Here is a 16,684-nt window from a genome sequence, read left to right as displayed (position 1 = left end):
ATGCCTTGCAGGATTTTTGCTTCTGATTAAATTAAGCCTTCCAAGAGACCTTTCATAAAGTTTTCTGAGTTAAACTCACCAATATCATCGGTTTTTTCACCAAAACCAATCAATTTTACAGGAATATTGAGTTCTTCACGAATGGCTAGAACAACACCACCTCGAGCAGTTCCATCAATCTTGGTTAAGACAATCCCTGTAACAGGAGTAATTTTTGAAAATTCTTTGGCCTGTACAAGAGCGTTTTGACCTGTTGATGCATCAAGTGCCAAGAAGGTTTCATGCGGAGCTTCTGGCACTACGCGTTTGATGATACGACCAATCTTTTCCAATTCAGCCATTAAGTTTTCTTTGTTTTGCAGACGACCTGCTGTATCAATCATGAGAATATCAATACCTTCAGCCACGGCACGTTCCATTCCATCAAAGACCACACTGGCTGGGTCAGCTTTCTCAGGTCCAGTCACAACTGGAACGTCCACACGACGGCCCCATTCAGCAAGCTGGGCTACTGCACCTGCACGGAAGGTATCTGCCGCAACCAACATGACCTTCTTACCAGCTTGTTTATAGCGGTGAGCTAGTTTCCCGATAGAAGTTGTTTTCCCAACACCATTAACACCAACAAAGAGCATGACTGTCAAGCCATCTTGGAAGTGGATACTTTCATCGTAGTTGCCATCCTTTTCATAAAGCTCAACCAATTTCTCAATGATGACACGACGAAGTGCGTCCGGTTTCTTGGCATTTTCAATCTTGGCTTCGTAGCGTAGCTCCTCTGTTAAGTTAGAAGCGACTTGGACACCAACGTCACTCATGATCAGCAATTCTTCCAGTTCCTCGAAAAATTCTTCGTCAACAGAGCGAAAATTGGCAAAGAAGGCATTCAAGCGGGCACCGAAGCCTGTACGAGTTTTCTTAAGACTACGGTCATATTTTTCCTGAACAGTTTCTTCTGCTTGAGGTCTTTCTGCTTCAAGCACTTCAGAACTATTTTCTTCAAGAGCTTCTTCATGTTCAGAATTCTCTTCCTCTACGACTTCTTCTGAGTTTGCAAATTCCTCTATTTCTTCTTGATTAACCTCTACAACTGGCTCTGGATCATGACTTTCTTCAACTGACTCTTGATTTGCCTCTTCTTGGAGCGCAACTTCTTCAGAACTTTCAACTTCTGCTTCTTCTTGAGAAACTTCCTCAGCTTCTGTAAGGGCAGGCTCAGTATCTTCAGACATATCAAGATTTTCTAGAGCTTCTTTTACAACTTCTTCGATTTTAGGTTCTTCTTTTTTTCCGAATAGACGGTCAAATAATCCCATATCTTAGTTCTCCTTTAGCACATATTCTTCGATAGCCCAGGCAACAGCTTCTTCATCATTGGTCATTGGCGTCACTACATTTGCGACTGCCTTAACTTCAGGAACAGCGTTTTGCATGGCAACACCGAGCCCTGCCCATTCAATCATAGAGAGGTCATTTGCCTCGTCACCACAAGCCATCACTTGGCTTTGATCAATTCCCAGATGACTGATTAGTTTTGCCAAACCTGTTGCTTTGTGAACATTCTTTGGTGACCACTCTAGCAACATTTCACGTGATTTAAAGATCTCATATTGGTCAAACAATTCTGGAGAAATCTTCTGAATGGCTGCATCCAAGGGTTCTTGAGCAAAGGCAGTCACACATTTATTATAAGTCATTTGACTAGATAAGTCTGCAAAGTCCACTGGAACAAAAGTCAAAGCTGGATTGAATTTGGCATAAAGACTTTCTTGGTCGGATTGAATTTGATAAACAGTTCCTTCTGAGATGGCATCAAGAGGCAGTGATAATTTCTCTGTTTCTTCATACAAGCGTGCCACATCATCATAGGAAAAGACTGTCTTATCAAGGATTTCACCTGTATTTTTCTGAACTAAACCACCATTAAAGGTAATCGTATACTCATCTTCCTTGCCGTCAGTTCCTAGCTCATGGAGAAAGAAATCCATAGCTTTTAAGGGACGACCAGTTGTCAATACGACCTTGATACCACGATCACGCGCAGCTTTCAAGGTTGCCTTGGTGCGATCCGTCAGCCTTTTATCAGTAGTCAGCAAGGTCCCGTCCAAGTCCAATGCGATCAATTTTATATCTGCCATTATAAACCCTCCATATAAGCTATAACTGACTGGTCCTTATGGTGACCAATCACAGTCTCTGCTAATTCTAAAATTTCTGGTCGTGCATTTTTAGGAGCTACAGGATGTCCCACAACCTGCATCATATGCAAATCATTTAGATTGTCTCCAAAAGCCATGACCTGATCCATTGTGATACCAAGTTTTTTAGCTAATTCAACAATGGCCACACCCTTATCGACATAGTCCAGAACAATATCAATGGATTCAAAGCCAGTTGTCATGGCCTTAACACCAGGGACATTTTCGTTTACCCAAGCTTCCCCAGCTTCTAGCGTTTCTTCTGTGAAGTTGGTTGTAAATTTGAAAATGTCATCTTTAATATCTTCCAGACTCGCTACTTTTTGGATATTTTCATTATAGTGCTGACTCACTTTTAAATAGGTCTCATCAACCGTATCTAGCACATAAGAGCCTTTTTTCCCCGTCAAGAGCAGTTTATTGACATCTACATAAGGTGACGTTTTCAGCTTTTCAAAAGTCGTCAGATAAAAGTCACGAGACATGGTCGCTTCATACAAGTCCTGACCTTGATACTCTACCAAACTGCCATTTTCCGCGATAAAAATAATGTCATCACGAACATCAGCAAATAATTTTTCTAAAGATAGAAATCCGCGCCCCGAAGCCACCGCAAAGTATATCCCTTTTTCCTTGTAGGAAGCCAAGATAGACTTGAGGCGGTCCATATCAAAGCATCCATTCCCATCTAGGAAGGTCCCGTCCATATCCGTTGCTACTAGTTTAATCATAAAATCTTTCTTACTCCGATTAGTAAATCTACCTCCTATTATACCATAGATAAGTAGAAAAAGGACTAGTCTATCAGCTTTGCTTCTCTTTTATCCTTCTCTGCTAGCTAGTGTTGTTTCTATCTTTTAAAAAAGCTCGTAAAATTAAAATCGTGCAACTTTTTTCAGATAGTTTCAAAAGATTGATTTCCTTATATTTTTTCTTTATACTGGATAAAAAGGAGATTAGTATGTCAGAAACAAATCACGAAATCGATTCAAATTTTGCAGGTCGTTTAAATATCCTGCGTGCAGGTGTTCTTGGTGCCAATGATGGAATTATTTCCATTGCTGGTGTGGTTATCGGGGTTGCCAGTGCTACGAGCAATATCTGGATTATCTTTTTATCAGGATTTGCAGCTATTTTGGCTGGTGCCTTTTCAATGGCGGGTGGAGAATATGTATCCGTTTCAACTCAAAAAGATACAGAGGAAGCAGCCGTTGCGCGTGAGCAACTCTTGCTAGACCAAGACATGGAGCTAGCTAAAAAGTCTCTCTACGCTGCCTATATTCAAAATGGCGAGTGTGAAACATCAGCCCAACTTCTCACCAACAAAGCCTTTTTAAATAATCCACTCAAGGCTTTGGTAGAGGAAAAATATGGGATTGAGTATGAAGAGTTTACCAATCCTTGGCATGCTGCTATCTCTAGCTTTATTTCTTTTTTCCTTGGTAGCTTACCACCAATGCTTTCAATTACCATTTTCCCAAGTGAATACCGCATCCCTGCTACTGTCCTTATCGTCGGCGTGGCCCTTCTTCTCACTGGTTACACTAGTGCCAAACTTGGAAAAGCTCCAACCAAAACAGCTATGATTCGGAACCTCGCTATTGGTCTTTTAACCATGGGAGTTACCTTCCTGCTCGGTCAACTTTTCAGCATTTAGAAGACAAGAAATACCTCGATTTTGAAGTCGAGGTATTTTTTTTACATTTGCACAATCTTGCGATAGCTTCTTGAAGTAATCATGAAAATCAGCACATAGGCGATGAGGAAGATAGCGCAGATAGACAAGGTCACAATCAACATCATAGTCGCATCCAGTACACCTATCACTTTAAGAATCAGACTAAGCATATGGTAGGCAAAGGCTAGATGTATGAAGGCAAAAAGCAAAGGAAGGAAGAAAACAGTTAAAACCTGTTTGTTGATGGTTTGCTTGATTTGCTTTTGATCTAAACCGACTTTCTGCAAGATAATAAAGCGTTCACGGTCTTCATAACCTTCAGAAATTTGTTTGTAATAGATGACCAGAACAGTTCCGACCATAAAGATAATGGATAGGAAAATACCGATAAAGAATACTCCGCCAAAGAGGACACTCATTTGAGCACTAGCATCTGCTAGATTGCTACCATACACATAGCTACCTTCAGTGTTTAATTGAGCATTAAACTTTTGTAAGTATTTTTCATATTCTTCAGCGACTTTGAGTTGTTCTTCTTCACTGATATTTACATTCATACCACCGTACAGCTGATTATAGATAGCTGAATCAGGGAATTGGTCTAAAAATGCTTGCAAATTAGGTACAACAAGGTAATTGTAATCAGCAGTCAAAATATTAAACTGATTTGGAACATGGTTTACAATGAAATCTTTAGTAAATTCTTCTTTGACAGAAAATTGATGATCATTTAGAGTTAGAGCTTTCTGTTCTTTAACTCCCTCATTCTTTGCAAAGAGTCCGACCTCATTTCCTGATAGAGACAATTTTTGGCCAGTCATATTTTCATAATCTTTTTGGTCAAATACCATGAAAACTGTTGTGGGTTGGACACGATTTTGTCCTTTTTCAAAAAGGGTTAACTTGCTACCTTCTTGGTTTGCAACACCAAAGTAAGCGTAACGAAGCACTTCTTTCTCTTTAATCTTATAACCTTTATCACTTGCAAACTGGCTCAAGAGTTTGTCCAAGTCTTCTTTTTCAACATTTTGCCCTGAAACCCCAAAATCATGAGGATTTAGAACTTTTTTAAAGCTTTCTGAGGCATTGAAAATACTAGTCGCTGCTGACATGGTTACCAAAACCATTGTTGACAAAATTGCGATAGTTGCTAGTCCAACCGCATTTTTCTTCATACGGAAAATCAAGTTAGACACTGAGATAAGGTTATTGGGCTGGTAATAGTATTTCTTATTTTTCTTTAAGATTTGGAGGAAAACGGTAATACCTGCATTGAACAAGAGATAGGTTCCAAAAATAACCAGCAAAACAGCTAGGAAGAAAGTTGTTAAGGCTGTAAGAGGATCTTTTACAGTAAGGGAAAGATAATATCCAATCCCTAAACTTATGGAACCAAGAATAGTTTGGAGAGGTAGGAAACGACCTTTTTTCTCTCCGCTTGCTTTCTCACGAGAGAGCTGGAGGGCATTCATACGGGCAATTCGAAGGGCATTCAGGAACATGAGGCCTAGGAAAATCAAACCAAAGACAACAAGTACTGCAATGACAACATTCATTTGGAAGGTAGCGACCAGCTCAACCTTCAATTTCATCAGTTTGAGCAAGAAAGCGAAAATTAACTTGTCAAACAAGGCTCCAATACCGATACCCGCTCCAACAGTTAGAATCCCAAATACCACTAACTCCTTAAAGGTCATACTGATTAGATGACGCTTCTCCAAGCCCAACATGCCATAAATTCCTAGTTCCTTGGAACGGTTCTTCATGACAAAACTATTGGCATAGAGGACGATAATGGCTGACGCAAGGGTGACGACAAACATACCAAATCCTAGAGTAGCTTGAATGGTTGTCCCTCCACGGATTTCCGAAATCTTGGGATTGAAGGTTAAGGAGTAAAAGAGATAGGTGACGGTGACTGCCAAGAGAACAGCCAGCGCAAAAGGATAGTAGAGTTTGCGGTTTTTAATCAAGTTCGATACCGCTAACTTATTGGTTAATCGAAACATACTAATTCACCTCGCTTGCCATGACAGTCAAGGTATCAGAGATTTCTTGGAACATCTGACGTTCTGTCTTCTCTCCACGGTAGATTTGGTTGTAAAGAATGCCGTCTTTGATAAAGAGTACACGTTTAGCTCTGCTAGCTGCTGCTGTTGAGTGGGTTACCATAAGAATGGTTTGTCCACGCTCATTGATTTCATCAAAAACATCCAGTAGAGCTGCAGATGACTTGGAGTCAAGGGCGCCTGTTGGCTCATCCGCAAGGAGAATTTCAGGTTCTGTGATGATGGCACGAGCTACTGCTACACGCTGTTTCTGCCCTCCTGAAATCTCGTAAGGGTACTTCTCTTGTAATTGGTTGATTCCCAGATTCTCAGCTGTCACCACCAATTTCTTCATCATCTCCGTAATAGGTCTTCTTGACAAGACAAGTGGAAGCAAGATATTATCCTTAACAGATAGAGTATCTAGCAAGTTAAAGTCTTGGAAGACAAATCCTAGCTTTTCACGACGGAAGCTAGAGGCTTGTGAATTTTTAATGGTTGCGGTGTCCGTTCCATTTAAGTAAACCTGCCCACGACTTGGTTTATCCAGCATAGCTAGAATATTGAGAAGAGTTGATTTACCAGAACCAGACTCACCCATGATAGCGACGTAATCGCCTTTTTCGACGGTAAAGTGAATATCCTTGAGGGCTTCTACTTGGTTGCCCTGAAAACGAGTTTTATAAATTTTTTGAACGTGTTTTACATCTAAAAGTGTCATGAGAATCTCCTTTCTTAATATCCCATCAAATGAAATGTTGCTTGCATCATAGCGCACCCCAACTGAACGCGCTCGATATCTTTGTGGCTTGGTTTTCTTGTTTTCTTCTGTAAGATTTGTTTCATGATGTTACTCCTTTGTTCTTTATGAGTCTAGTTTACATCAAAAAAAGACCGCTTGCCATAACCTAATCTTACAAAAGAGACTTTAATCTTACATTTTTGTAAGATTGGAGAATTTTTTGAAAATATCTACTATACAAAGTCCTATCATTACTTGTTTTATTTTTAAAAAAGGAGTAAAATAAAATTATGAAAGGGTTTTCTTCGGCACCTTGTAAAACTTTAGTTTTTTAGTGCTTATTTTAAAAAGTAGTAAGCTATAATTCGCATAACTGCAATGAAGAGGGAGGTTGATCTCCCTCTTTTTTAGAAAGAGGTTCCTATGAAACGTATATTTCTCTTCATCAGCAATCTTCTTCTGGCACTCTTTCTGATTGGTGCTTTGTCCTTTTGGAAAGACTCTCTTCCACAAATCCTGTTCCCAGGTGCAGCAGTATTAAGCGGTCAAGCAGATTATTCTACCGTTAAAGAAGAATTAAATAGTCTTGCTAAAGAACATAATAGTCTTATCGCAAGAACCATTTGGGAAGTAGATAGTGATGGAAAATCACAAACTTACTACGAAGTTTTTGGAGATGGGAAACTTCCAGACTGGATGCCTCAAGCAAGTCAAGAAAGTATCAATAAAAGTAATCTTCTCAACAATTACAATATTATCAGTGGCTCGCTAACAAATCAAGAATTAGCTATTCACCTTAAACAACTTGGACTAGAAAAAGTTAATACATTTGAAAATAATAGAGTCTCCTTCGTATTGACCCTCATTGCCCAACCCAATCAACTTACTAGTCTTTTCATTTTTTTATTAACCTTTTTATCACTTATTGTTATCGGACAGATTCAATCTCTCTCTCAATCAGGAATAAGACTGATTAATGGAGAACGTCTCAGAAATCTCTTCTTTCGTTCTATCATAAGAGACGGACTTGATATCCTTCTTTTCGGCTTGCCTGCTTTCCTAATAGCTAGTGTTTTAGTAATTTACCTAGGCTATCCTTATGAAATTCAGACTTTTTTAGTAATACTATTTATTTTTTATAATAGCCTGCTTCTCTTGCTAAGTCTTCTCATCGCTTTTCTTTTTACTATTTCTTTAAAAAGAGTTCATCTTATCTCTATCATTAAAGGAAAATTACCAATTAAGTCAATTTTACGTATTCTTTACTTTGGTCAAGCTCTGTCTATCTTATTAGTTATTGTAGGATTTGGGCGCTTGTCCATTGATCATCATATATTTATGAAAAATGAGGCTGGACAAGCTACTTGGAAACAACACTCCAATATTGTTAATCTTCAAACAGGTCGTTCAAGTCAAAGAAAAAATATAGATGAACTCAAAATGAATGCTAATAAATGGTTTGACTTTATTCAATATTCTTTAGAAAATGGAAATGCCTTTCTAGTCAAACATAATCTCGCTATTCAAGCTATAAAACATTCTCTTTCAACTCATAATGATTCTGAACAAAATCCCTATGACTTGGAAGGGAAAAATATTCTCTATGTAACACCTGACTACTTCAAAAAAGAAGGTATAGAGTTAACATCAGAAACCTTTAAAAAAATCAATAATCTAAAAGATGGACAGGTTCTTGTAATACTACCTCAAGAACAAAAGAAAAATGAGGAACAAATAAAACAAAACATACAAGAAGATTTAACTAATCGATTATACAGTAGTGATACAAAGCATAGAGTCGAAGTTAGTATAACTTATACTGATCAAAAAAAAGATGTATTCATTTATAATACTACCCATATTTCTTATGATCAATGGTTGTCAACCCCTATTTTTATCGTAGTTTCTCCTAAGGCACTTGGAAAAGATTCTTCTATATTTTGGTTTACGAATCTAGAATATCTCTATTTTACCGATTTACAGCAAACACAAGAACTTTTGAAGTACTATCAACTTGATACTATGATTTCAGGATTATCCTTTGCTAGAGAGACCTACCTCCAGTTAAATCAAAAAATTAAAATCGAAATTTTTAGTAACTTAGCAAGTGCTATATTTGCTATTTTGACTTCAATTTTGCTGTTTACAAGTTTAAATCTACTCTATTTTGAAGCCTTTCGCAAAACCATATTCTTGAAAAAAATAGCTGGTTATTATTTCTTTGAATTACACTGTAGATATATCACTTCTCAAATAATAGCTCTCTTTGTCGGAAGTAGTCTAGCTTTCATTATTTCTAAGAATATCTGGATTACCCTGATTTTATTTCTCAGTTTTTCAGGTTTAGCTGTTTCTCTATTGAAAATCTGTGATAAAAAGGAAACTAAAACTTATGCTAGCATCATCAAAGGAGGATAGTATGATTGAATTACAACATATTTGGAAACAATTTGGTTCTCGTGTCATTTTTTCAGACTTGAGTCTTAATTTTCAAAGTGGTATGGTGTATGCATTGATAGGAGATAGTGGTTGTGGCAAAACCACTTTGCTGAATATGCTAGCAAAACTAGAGACTTTCGATAAAGGGGAAATATTTTACAAAGGAAATCCTTTGACTTCAATAAAAAATGAGGAATTTTATCGTAACGAACTTGGCTATCTCTTCCAGAACTTTGGACTATTAGAAAGTCAGACCATTCGAGAAAACCTTGAGCTGGGAATGATTGGTAAAAAAAAGAACAAGAAACAAGAAAAAGAAAGACTTCTTCTTCAAGCACTGCAAGCTGTAAGACTGGATTATCTAAGTCTCAACCAAAAAATCTATGAATTATCTGGTGGTGAAGCTCAACGTGTAGCACTTGCCAAAATTATCCTGAAAAATCCTCCTTTGATTCTAGCTGATGAACCAACCGCCTCACTAGATCCTAAAAATTCCAAGGAAATTATGGAAATTCTCCTTGAACTTCGTAATGCTAATAGAACAATTATCATCGCAACTCACAATCCTAGTATTTGGAAAATGGCTGATCAGACAATTCGGCTTTCTAAAGACGAAACAGATTATAATTAAATACCAAAATCCCTTGTGGCTATGTAGCGACAAGGGATTTTCAGTCATTTATGACACTTCTTTGAAGTACTATAGTGCAAATAATAAATATTTCCTTATTAACCTCACCAAAACCATCCTTCATTATCGTCAATGGCTTGGGCTTCTTTGCGTTTTCGTGGGCCTGTTCCGTACATTTCTGCTTCGATTTCTTCCTTGGTAGGCATGATAGAAGCTAGGATGATATAGATAATCACCCCAAGTCCAAAATTTGCGACTGTAAAAATAGCAAATAGAAAACGAACAAGGGTAACATCAAAATTCCACTTGTCTGACAGACCTGCCAAAACTCCTGAAATCATGCGATTTCGTCTCATTTTATAAAATTTACTGTTCATGATATTTCCTCTTTCTGCTATGTTAGACATAGTATATCACAGGTAGGCTCGGCTTTCATCAGTCCTCAGGCTGATTTATTAGTAGCAATTTACCTCGACAAACTCCACAGCGATAGCGTTTGGTATCAATCCTTCTCTTGCGCTGATACCTTTGCTGGCAGGATTGACAACGATAAAGTTTGAGTGGTTTAGAGTGACTATTTGTCAAGTAGGGCACAAAGCGTAATCCATCCACTGCTTTCAACAGTTCCTTAAAATCCCTATCCTTGTGTTGATAGCCCTTCCCTTGAAAATAGAGGTGATAATGACAGAGTTCATGTCGGACAATTTTCCTAAAAACATCCAGACCCAGTTCCTGATAAACCTTGGGATTAAAATCCAAATGCCCATCTTTTGGGAAAAATCGCCCACCTGTCGAACGTAGACGCCTATTCCACTGGACATGATGGGTAAAAGGTCTGCCGAAGTCTTCTAGTGAAACCTGCTTAACGTAATCAGTCAGTTTCATTTGGAGCGAGGAGCGACAGATTGACTTTTTCACGTTCAGTATCAATTTTCTTAACCCAGACTGTCACCAAATCACCAACGGATACCACTTGACTAGGGTGTTTAATAAATTTGCGACTCATGTGGGAAATATGAATCAAACCGTCCTCGTGAATCCCGATATCAACGAAGGCACCGAAATCAACGACGTTACGCACCACACCTTCTAGCTTCTGACCGACAACAAGATCCTTGATATCCAATACATCTTGACGGAGAACTGGAGCATCAAAAGAGTCACGGAAATCTCGACCTGGTTTGAGAAGATCTGCAATGATATCTTTAAGAGTTTCTGGACCAAGATTCAGTTCTTGCGCTATTTCCTTGACTGAAAGCGACTTGAGTTTGCCTTGGGCTTCTTCGTTTAGGTCTTTAATATCTAAACGTTTGAAGAGTTCCTTAACAGCACTGTAATTTTCTGGGTGAACTCCTGTATTATCAAGGATATTGCTACTTTCAGGGATACGAAGGAAACCAGCAGCCTGTTCAAAGGCCTTGGCCCCCAGACGCGGAACTTTCTTGATTTGGGCGCGTGAAGTGATTTTTCCTTCCTCCTCACGGTATTTGACAATATTTTCAGAAATGGTTTTATTGAGTCCAGCGACATGGGAAAGAAGAGCTGGGCTGGCTGTATTGACATTGACACCGACTTGGTTTACCACTGTATCGACAACAAAGTCCAGACTCTCAGATAGTTTCTTCTGACTGACATCGTGTTGATATTGACCGACACCAATTGACTTAGGATCGATTTTGACCAACTCTGCAAGAGGATCTTGCAAACGACGTGCGATAGAAATAGCAGAGCGTTTTTCAACGGTTAAGTCTGGAAATTCCTGACGAGCAAGTTCGCTGGCAGAATAGACCGAAGCACCACTTTCATTGACGATAACATAGCTGACCTCAGGAAAATCTTTCAGAACTTCCGCCACAAAGGCTTCACTTTCACGACTAGCCGTTCCATTTCCGATAGCAATGATCTCTACACCATATTGACCAATCAAGTCCGCCAGATCTTTCTTAGCTTCTTCGATTTGACGAGCTGATGCTGGTTTGACAGGATAAATGACCTGAGTTGTCAGCATTTTCCCAGTTGCATCAACGACAGCTAGCTTGGCACCTGTACGAAAGGCAGGGTCAAATCCAAGAACCACGCGCCCTTTCAGCGGAGCAACCAAGAGAAGATTGCGCAGGTTGTCAGAAAAGAGTTGGATAGCTCCTTCTTCTGCCTTCTCAGTTAGTTCTGTCCGAATACGACGCTCGATAGCAGGCAGGACCTTTTTCTTAACAGATTGCTGAACCACTTCATCTATATAGGCATTTTTCACCTTGAAACGAGCTGCAAAGAAAGCAAAAATGCGGTCTGTCGCATGTTCAAAACCAACTTTCAAAATACCTAGCTTCTCCCCACGATTGAGAGCCAAGGTACGATAACCCTGCATATTCCCAACCGTCTCTGAAAAATCATAATAAATCTGAAAAACCTGCTTTTCATCAAGACTTTCATCCTTAACTTGAGAAGTGAGTTTAGAGTGTCTCAGCACCTCCTGATAAGTCATGGAACGCAAAGTCACATCTTCCGATAAGGCTTCGACCAAGATATCAACTGCACCAGCCAAGGCTTCCTTACCAGTCGCAAATCCTTCACAGACGAACTTTTCTGCTTCCTTCTCTAAGTCAGTTACATTCTGCAAAATCAAGCGAGCAAGTGGGAAGAGTCCTGCTTCACGGGCAATAGTTGCCTTGGTCCGACGCTTTTCCTTGTATGGAAGATAGAGTTCTTCTACATCAGCTAATTTTTCGGCAGCTAAGATAGCTTCTTCCAACTCCTTGGTCAACTTGCCTTGTTCTTGAATCTTAGCTAAAACAGCTTCCTTACGGTCGTTGAGATTTGTCAGACTTTTATCCAAGTCAATAATGGCCTTAATCGCCACCTCATCCAGACTACCAGTCATGTCCTTGCGATAACGCGCGATAAAGGGAATAGTCGCCCCTTCAGCTGTCAAACTTAGAACGGTATCAATTTGCTTTAACGTCACTCCCAAATCCTGGGAGATTTTTTCATATTTTTTATCCATGAATCTATTATACCACAAGCTAAACGTTTCAAATTACCTCTTACAATTTTAAAACATAAGTTGGGAAATAAATTTACTTCATTTCAATATTCTATTCATTGAGAAGGTTTCAATTTAGAATTCTACTAGATTACAAAAGGATTAGTGATTAAATTTTCACTGTTTTTATTTTTGACAATAATGCGCCACTATTCTCCCTCTCTATTCATCAAGAAAACCCTTTTTTTGAACAATAGGATTGTAATTTCTGTTTCTAATCGTCCAAAATGCGTGTTTTTGAGAAATAAAAAAATCGCAAGCCTGAGCCTGCGGTGAGTGTAATCTATTTTGAAATTTTTAAACAAAAAAGGAGCATTTAAGCTCCCTCCTTTGAAATAACGGACACTTGGCTGGTCGGTGTACCCAGCATCTCAGATACCTTCTTCAAGGTGCGGCAGGAACCTTTCTGCCCTCAAATGTCTTTCGTTAATGTTATTCTAGCACTATCTACTTTTTTTGTCAAGCTTTCTCAATCTACCAGACTTAATACGACTTTGTAACTTGAAATCTTGTAAGCGATACATGGTCGGAACATAAAAGAAATCTCCACTTTTATGTAACTTGATGGCAACAAGAACATTATCATCAAATCTTTTAACATATTCAAAACTAGCATCTTTCTCTCGTGGATTGACCCCAACGAAATCTGGATTACTTAGTATAAGTTCCAGGTCTTCAATATGATGAATCACATCATTATGATGCCGTTTCAACATATGACTTCTTAAACCTTCTTTGTTAACTTTGATATCACTAGCTTCAAGAACAATATTAAAAATTTCTTTTACTTCGTCAGTCACCTGACCGATCTTTTTATGTTCCATCATTTCCTCCGTTATTCCACAATTATTATATCACAATCATAGTGTATATTAGGATATATCACGCTCTATTATTCGTTAGATCCTCAATTCTAACTTTTCCCTTTTCCTCAAAATAATAGTATAATAGAGGTAGAATTTAGAATCGAGGTGCACCTATGGCTGTAAAATTTACAAAAACGGACGACTTGGACAAGATGTTTGAGGAGTTTGCGAAACTCCCTGATTTGAAACAAGTTACTTTCCCTGATGACAAAGAGAAAAAAGCCAAAGCAGAAAAGAAAAACTAGATGACTGCTTTCCAACAACTCCCGTCTAGTGTGCTTCAAACTGGGGCTATTTTTCTCTCCATTATCATTGAAGCCCTACCCTTCGTTCTGATAGGAAGTATTGTCTCAGGACTGATTGAGGTTTATATCACACCTGACAAGGTTTATCATTTTCTCCCTCGAAATCGTTGGGGGAGAATCTTTTTTGGCACCTTCGTTGGGATACTTTTCCCTTCTTGTGAATGTGGAATCGTCCCCATTATCAATCGTTTTCTGGAAAAAAAGGTTCCCAGTTACACGGCCGTTCCCTTTCTCGTAACAGCACCTGTTATCAATCCTATTGTTCTCTTTGCGACCTATTCTGCCTTTGGCAACTCCTTCCATATCGCCCTTTTACGAGCTCTTGGTTCCATTCTTGTAGCTGTGATACTTGGGATTTTTCTGGGATTTTTCTGGCAAGAACCTATTCAAAAAGAAAATCGTTTTTCCTGTCATGAGCACGATTTTTCTCACTTGACCCCTGCAAAAAAAGTTTTTCAGGTTTTTGTGCAAGCCATTGATGAGTTTTTTGATATGGGACGCTATTTGGTATTTGGCTGTCTTTTTGCCTCTATGATACAGGTCTATGTTCCGACTCGTATTCTTACTTCTATCAGCGCAACCCCTCTTTTTGCCATCCTGCTCTTGATGCTTTTGGCCTTTCTTCTCTCTCTCTGTAGTGAGGCGGATGCCTTTATCGGTGCTTCTCTTCTCTCGAGTTTCGGTTTAGCACCAGTTCTGGCCTTTCTCGTTATTGGCCCAATGTTGGATATCAAAAATATTCTCATGATGAAAAATTACTTGAAAGCACGATTTATCGGTCACTTCATTATGATTGTGACTCTTGTCGTCTTAGTGTATTCTCTCTTGATTGGAGTCATCCTATGATTCGATTTTTAGTTTTAGCTGGCTATTTTGAATTGACTATTTATCTCCATCTGTCCGGAAAATTAAACCAGTACATCAACATGCACTATTCCTATCTGGCCTATTTTTCCATGGTACTTTCCTTTATTTTGGCAATTGTTCAACTGTATATCTGGATGAAGCAAGTCAAAACCCATAGTCATCTGAACAGCCGATTGGCGAAGGTGACGAGTATTGCTCTTCTGGTTATTCCTATTGTCGTCGGCTTAACTTTTCCAACTGTTAGCTTGGATTCTCAGACCGTTTCTGCCAAAGGCTATCACTTCCCCTTATCAGAAGGCACGGATCAAGCCATTCAGACAAGTGAAGGAACGACAAGCCAATATTTGAAACCAGATACCAGTTCTTATTTTTCAAAATCAGCTTATGAAAAGGAAATGCGAACTGCGGCGGATAAATACTTATCCCAAGATAGTATTCAGATCACTAATGAAAACTATATGGAAGTCATGGAGGCTATCTACGACTATCCAGATGAGTTTGAGGGTAAGACGGTCCAGTTCACAGGCTTTGTCTATAACGACCCCAGTCATGCCAATAGCCAATTTTTGTTCCGCTTCGGCATTATTCACTGTATCGCGGATTCAGGTGTCTATGGATTGCTGACCAAGGGAAATACCCGTCAGTATGAGAATAACACCTGGATAACAGCCAAAGGAAAACTGGTCAATCACTACCATAAAGAACTCAAACAAAATCTCCCAACCTTGGAAATCGATAGCTTTACCAAAGTCGATAAACCAGAAAATCCCTATGTGTATCGCGTGTTTTAAAAAAGTAGCCTGGAAAGGGCTACTTTTTCTATTTAGAAATAATAATCTAAAGTATGGATAATTTTATATAAAACTCCGATTTCCTACTCAGCATCCTTCCAATTCCGAGCAATTTCTTCATCCTTCTGGAGTTGGTCTACCAGTTCTTCAACGGAGTCAAATTTGACCATTTCTCGAACACGGTCTAGCCAGTAGACAATCACTGTTTCACCGTAAATGTCATCTGAAAAATCAAAAATATTTACTTCAAAACGTGGCTCTTCTCCATCGAAAGTAACGTTTTTCCCGACACTCGCCATTCCACGATATCTTTTACGCTGCACTTCAATATCGACTACGTAGACACCGTCTGCTGGCATATAAGTTCTATCTCTTAAAACTAAGTTTGCTGTTGGGTAACCGATAGTCCGTCCACGAGCATTGCCATGAACAACCATTCCACGTGATGGTAGAGGAGTGCCAAGTAACTGACCAGCTTCTCTGACATCTCCATCAAGAATAGCTTGACGAATACGAGTAGAACTAATTTTCCCCTTTTCATCCTCAACAGGAGGAACAATGATGATTTCTCCATCAAAATAATCCTTCAAATCATCCGCAGTTTTCTTATCAGAACCAAAGGTGTAATCAAATCCCGCTACAATAATCGCTGGTTTTAAAGCTCTAACATAGGTATCAAAGAACTCTTGCCCCGTTAAACTAGCAAATTTACTACTAAAGTCAAGTAAGAAAAGAGCCTCTACTCCATGCCATTTCATCTTATGTTCTCGTTCTTCATGGCTAACAATATGAAGCATTAATTCTGGCTTGTAAGGTTGCAAAGCGAGTTTAGGGGACTCTGTAAAGGTCATCACGACAACTGGTAGATAATCTTTCATAGAAGCCTTGCTAGCTACTTCAAAAAGCTTCTGATGTCCTTTGTGAATACCGTCAAAGTAGCCTAATACAAGAACTGTTTTATCAGGTACTGCGATGTCTTTTTCATTTTTTATAGGTACTGTTGTAATCATGAAACTATTATATCATAGAGAAAGCCTTTTCGCTAAAAGGAAATTCCAAATGTCGTTTTTTACTCCTGA

The 16,684-nt window shown here is 38.9% G+C and carries 16 protein-coding genes; 6 read left to right on the top strand and 10 right to left on the bottom strand.

Annotated elements, in window-relative coordinates; genetic code table 11:
• Positions 1-26 precede the first annotated feature (26 nt).
• Genes ftsY through D7D53_RS03735 form a run of 3 tightly spaced genes read right to left on the bottom strand, consistent with a single transcriptional unit; the run spans position 27 to position 2,929 of the window.
• A complete protein-coding gene (gene ftsY, locus D7D53_RS03745) occupies positions 27-1,316 on the bottom strand; it encodes a signal recognition particle-docking protein FtsY (RefSeq protein WP_120770175.1) in 1,290 nt (429 codons plus the stop codon).
• A 3-nt stretch (positions 1,317-1,319) separates the two neighbouring features.
• Positions 1,320-2,138 (bottom strand): Cof-type HAD-IIB family hydrolase, encoded by an 819-nt coding sequence (locus D7D53_RS03740; RefSeq protein WP_120770174.1) that lies wholly within the window; start codon positions 2,136-2,138, stop codon positions 1,320-1,322.
• Entirely contained in the window at positions 2,138-2,929 is a 792-nt protein-coding gene (locus D7D53_RS03735) for a Cof-type HAD-IIB family hydrolase (protein WP_120770173.1), read from the bottom strand. The genes D7D53_RS03740 and D7D53_RS03735 overlap by 1 nt, the downstream gene beginning before the upstream one ends.
• A gap of 230 nt (positions 2,930-3,159) precedes the next feature.
• On the opposite strand from D7D53_RS03735, the gene D7D53_RS03730 reads away from it, so the two are divergent.
• The gene (locus D7D53_RS03730; RefSeq protein WP_049487249.1) at positions 3,160-3,855 is read left to right on the top strand and encodes a VIT1/CCC1 transporter family protein; all 696 of its coding nucleotides are present in this window, start codon (positions 3,160-3,162) and stop codon (positions 3,853-3,855) included.
• Positions 3,856-3,896: 41 nt separating this feature from the next.
• Here the strand turns inward: D7D53_RS03730 and D7D53_RS03725 are convergent, their stop codons facing one another.
• Together D7D53_RS03725 and D7D53_RS03720 are read right to left on the bottom strand one after the other, a co-directional pair.
• Positions 3,897-5,885 (bottom strand): ABC transporter permease, encoded by a 1,989-nt coding sequence (locus D7D53_RS03725; RefSeq protein ID WP_120770172.1) that lies wholly within the window; start codon positions 5,883-5,885, stop codon positions 3,897-3,899.
• Position 5,886: 1 nt separating this feature from the next.
• Positions 5,887-6,645: an ABC transporter ATP-binding protein gene (locus D7D53_RS03720; protein WP_000173358.1), complete on the bottom strand. Its 759-nt coding sequence runs from the start codon at positions 6,643-6,645 to the stop codon at positions 5,887-5,889.
• 444 nt (positions 6,646-7,089) lie between these two features.
• On the opposite strand from D7D53_RS03720, the gene D7D53_RS03715 reads away from it, so the two are divergent.
• Entirely contained in the window at positions 7,090-9,084 is a 1,995-nt protein-coding gene (locus D7D53_RS03715; RefSeq protein ID WP_115904393.1) for a DUF1430 domain-containing protein, read from the top strand.
• A gap of 1 nt (position 9,085) precedes the next feature.
• Entirely contained in the window at positions 9,086-9,736 is a 651-nt protein-coding gene (locus D7D53_RS03710; RefSeq protein WP_120770171.1) for an ABC transporter ATP-binding protein, read from the top strand.
• Positions 9,737-9,840: 104 nt separating this feature from the next.
• On the opposite strand, the gene D7D53_RS03705 is transcribed toward D7D53_RS03710, so the two are convergent.
• The 4 genes from D7D53_RS03705 to D7D53_RS03690 all read right to left on the bottom strand — a co-directional run bounded on the left by D7D53_RS03705 (position 9,841) and on the right by D7D53_RS03690 (position 13,600).
• Positions 9,841-10,113 carry a PspC domain-containing protein gene (locus D7D53_RS03705; protein ID WP_001085044.1) on the bottom strand — a complete coding sequence of 91 codons (273 nt, stop codon included), beginning with the start codon at positions 10,111-10,113 and terminating at the stop codon, positions 9,841-9,843.
• A 58-nt stretch (positions 10,114-10,171) separates the two neighbouring features.
• Complete coding sequence (locus tag D7D53_RS03700; RefSeq protein WP_120770169.1) at positions 10,172-10,621, bottom strand: SprT family protein; 450 nt, start codon at positions 10,619-10,621, stop codon at positions 10,172-10,174.
• On the bottom strand, positions 10,608-12,737 hold the full coding sequence (locus D7D53_RS03695) for a Tex family protein (protein ID WP_120770168.1): 2,130 nt from the start codon (positions 12,735-12,737) through the stop codon (positions 10,608-10,610). The genes D7D53_RS03700 and D7D53_RS03695 overlap by 14 nt, the downstream gene beginning before the upstream one ends.
• 482 nt (positions 12,738-13,219) lie before the next feature.
• A complete protein-coding gene (locus tag D7D53_RS03690) occupies positions 13,220-13,600 on the bottom strand; it encodes a PBECR3 domain-containing polyvalent protein (RefSeq protein ID WP_004269701.1) in 381 nt (126 codons plus the stop codon).
• Positions 13,601-13,755: 155 nt separating this feature from the next.
• On the opposite strand from D7D53_RS03690, the gene D7D53_RS10260 reads away from it, so the two are divergent.
• Genes D7D53_RS10260 through D7D53_RS03675 form a run of 3 tightly spaced genes read left to right on the top strand, consistent with a single transcriptional unit; the run spans position 13,756 to position 15,605 of the window.
• Complete coding sequence (locus D7D53_RS10260) at positions 13,756-13,887, top strand: SPJ_0845 family protein (RefSeq protein WP_004234728.1); 132 nt, start codon at positions 13,756-13,758, stop codon at positions 13,885-13,887.
• On the top strand, positions 13,888-14,793 hold the full coding sequence (locus D7D53_RS03680; protein ID WP_120770167.1) for a permease: 906 nt from the start codon (positions 13,888-13,890) through the stop codon (positions 14,791-14,793).
• Complete coding sequence (locus D7D53_RS03675; protein ID WP_120770166.1) at positions 14,790-15,605, top strand: TIGR03943 family putative permease subunit; 816 nt, start codon at positions 14,790-14,792, stop codon at positions 15,603-15,605. Before D7D53_RS03680 ends, D7D53_RS03675 begins: the two co-directional genes overlap by 4 nt.
• Positions 15,606-15,688: 83 nt before the next feature.
• Here D7D53_RS03675 and D7D53_RS03670 read toward each other — a convergent pair whose 3' ends face one another.
• Entirely contained in the window at positions 15,689-16,615 is a 927-nt protein-coding gene (locus tag D7D53_RS03670) for a bifunctional riboflavin kinase/FAD synthetase (RefSeq protein ID WP_120770165.1), read from the bottom strand.
• Positions 16,616-16,684 lie beyond the last annotated feature (69 nt).

This window comes from Streptococcus gwangjuense (assembly GCF_003627155.1).
Taxonomy (GTDB): Bacteria; Bacillota; Bacilli; order Lactobacillales; family Streptococcaceae; genus Streptococcus; species Streptococcus gwangjuensis.
Note: the sequence above shows the minus strand (reverse complement) of the source record. Positions and strands in the feature narration are given on the sequence as shown.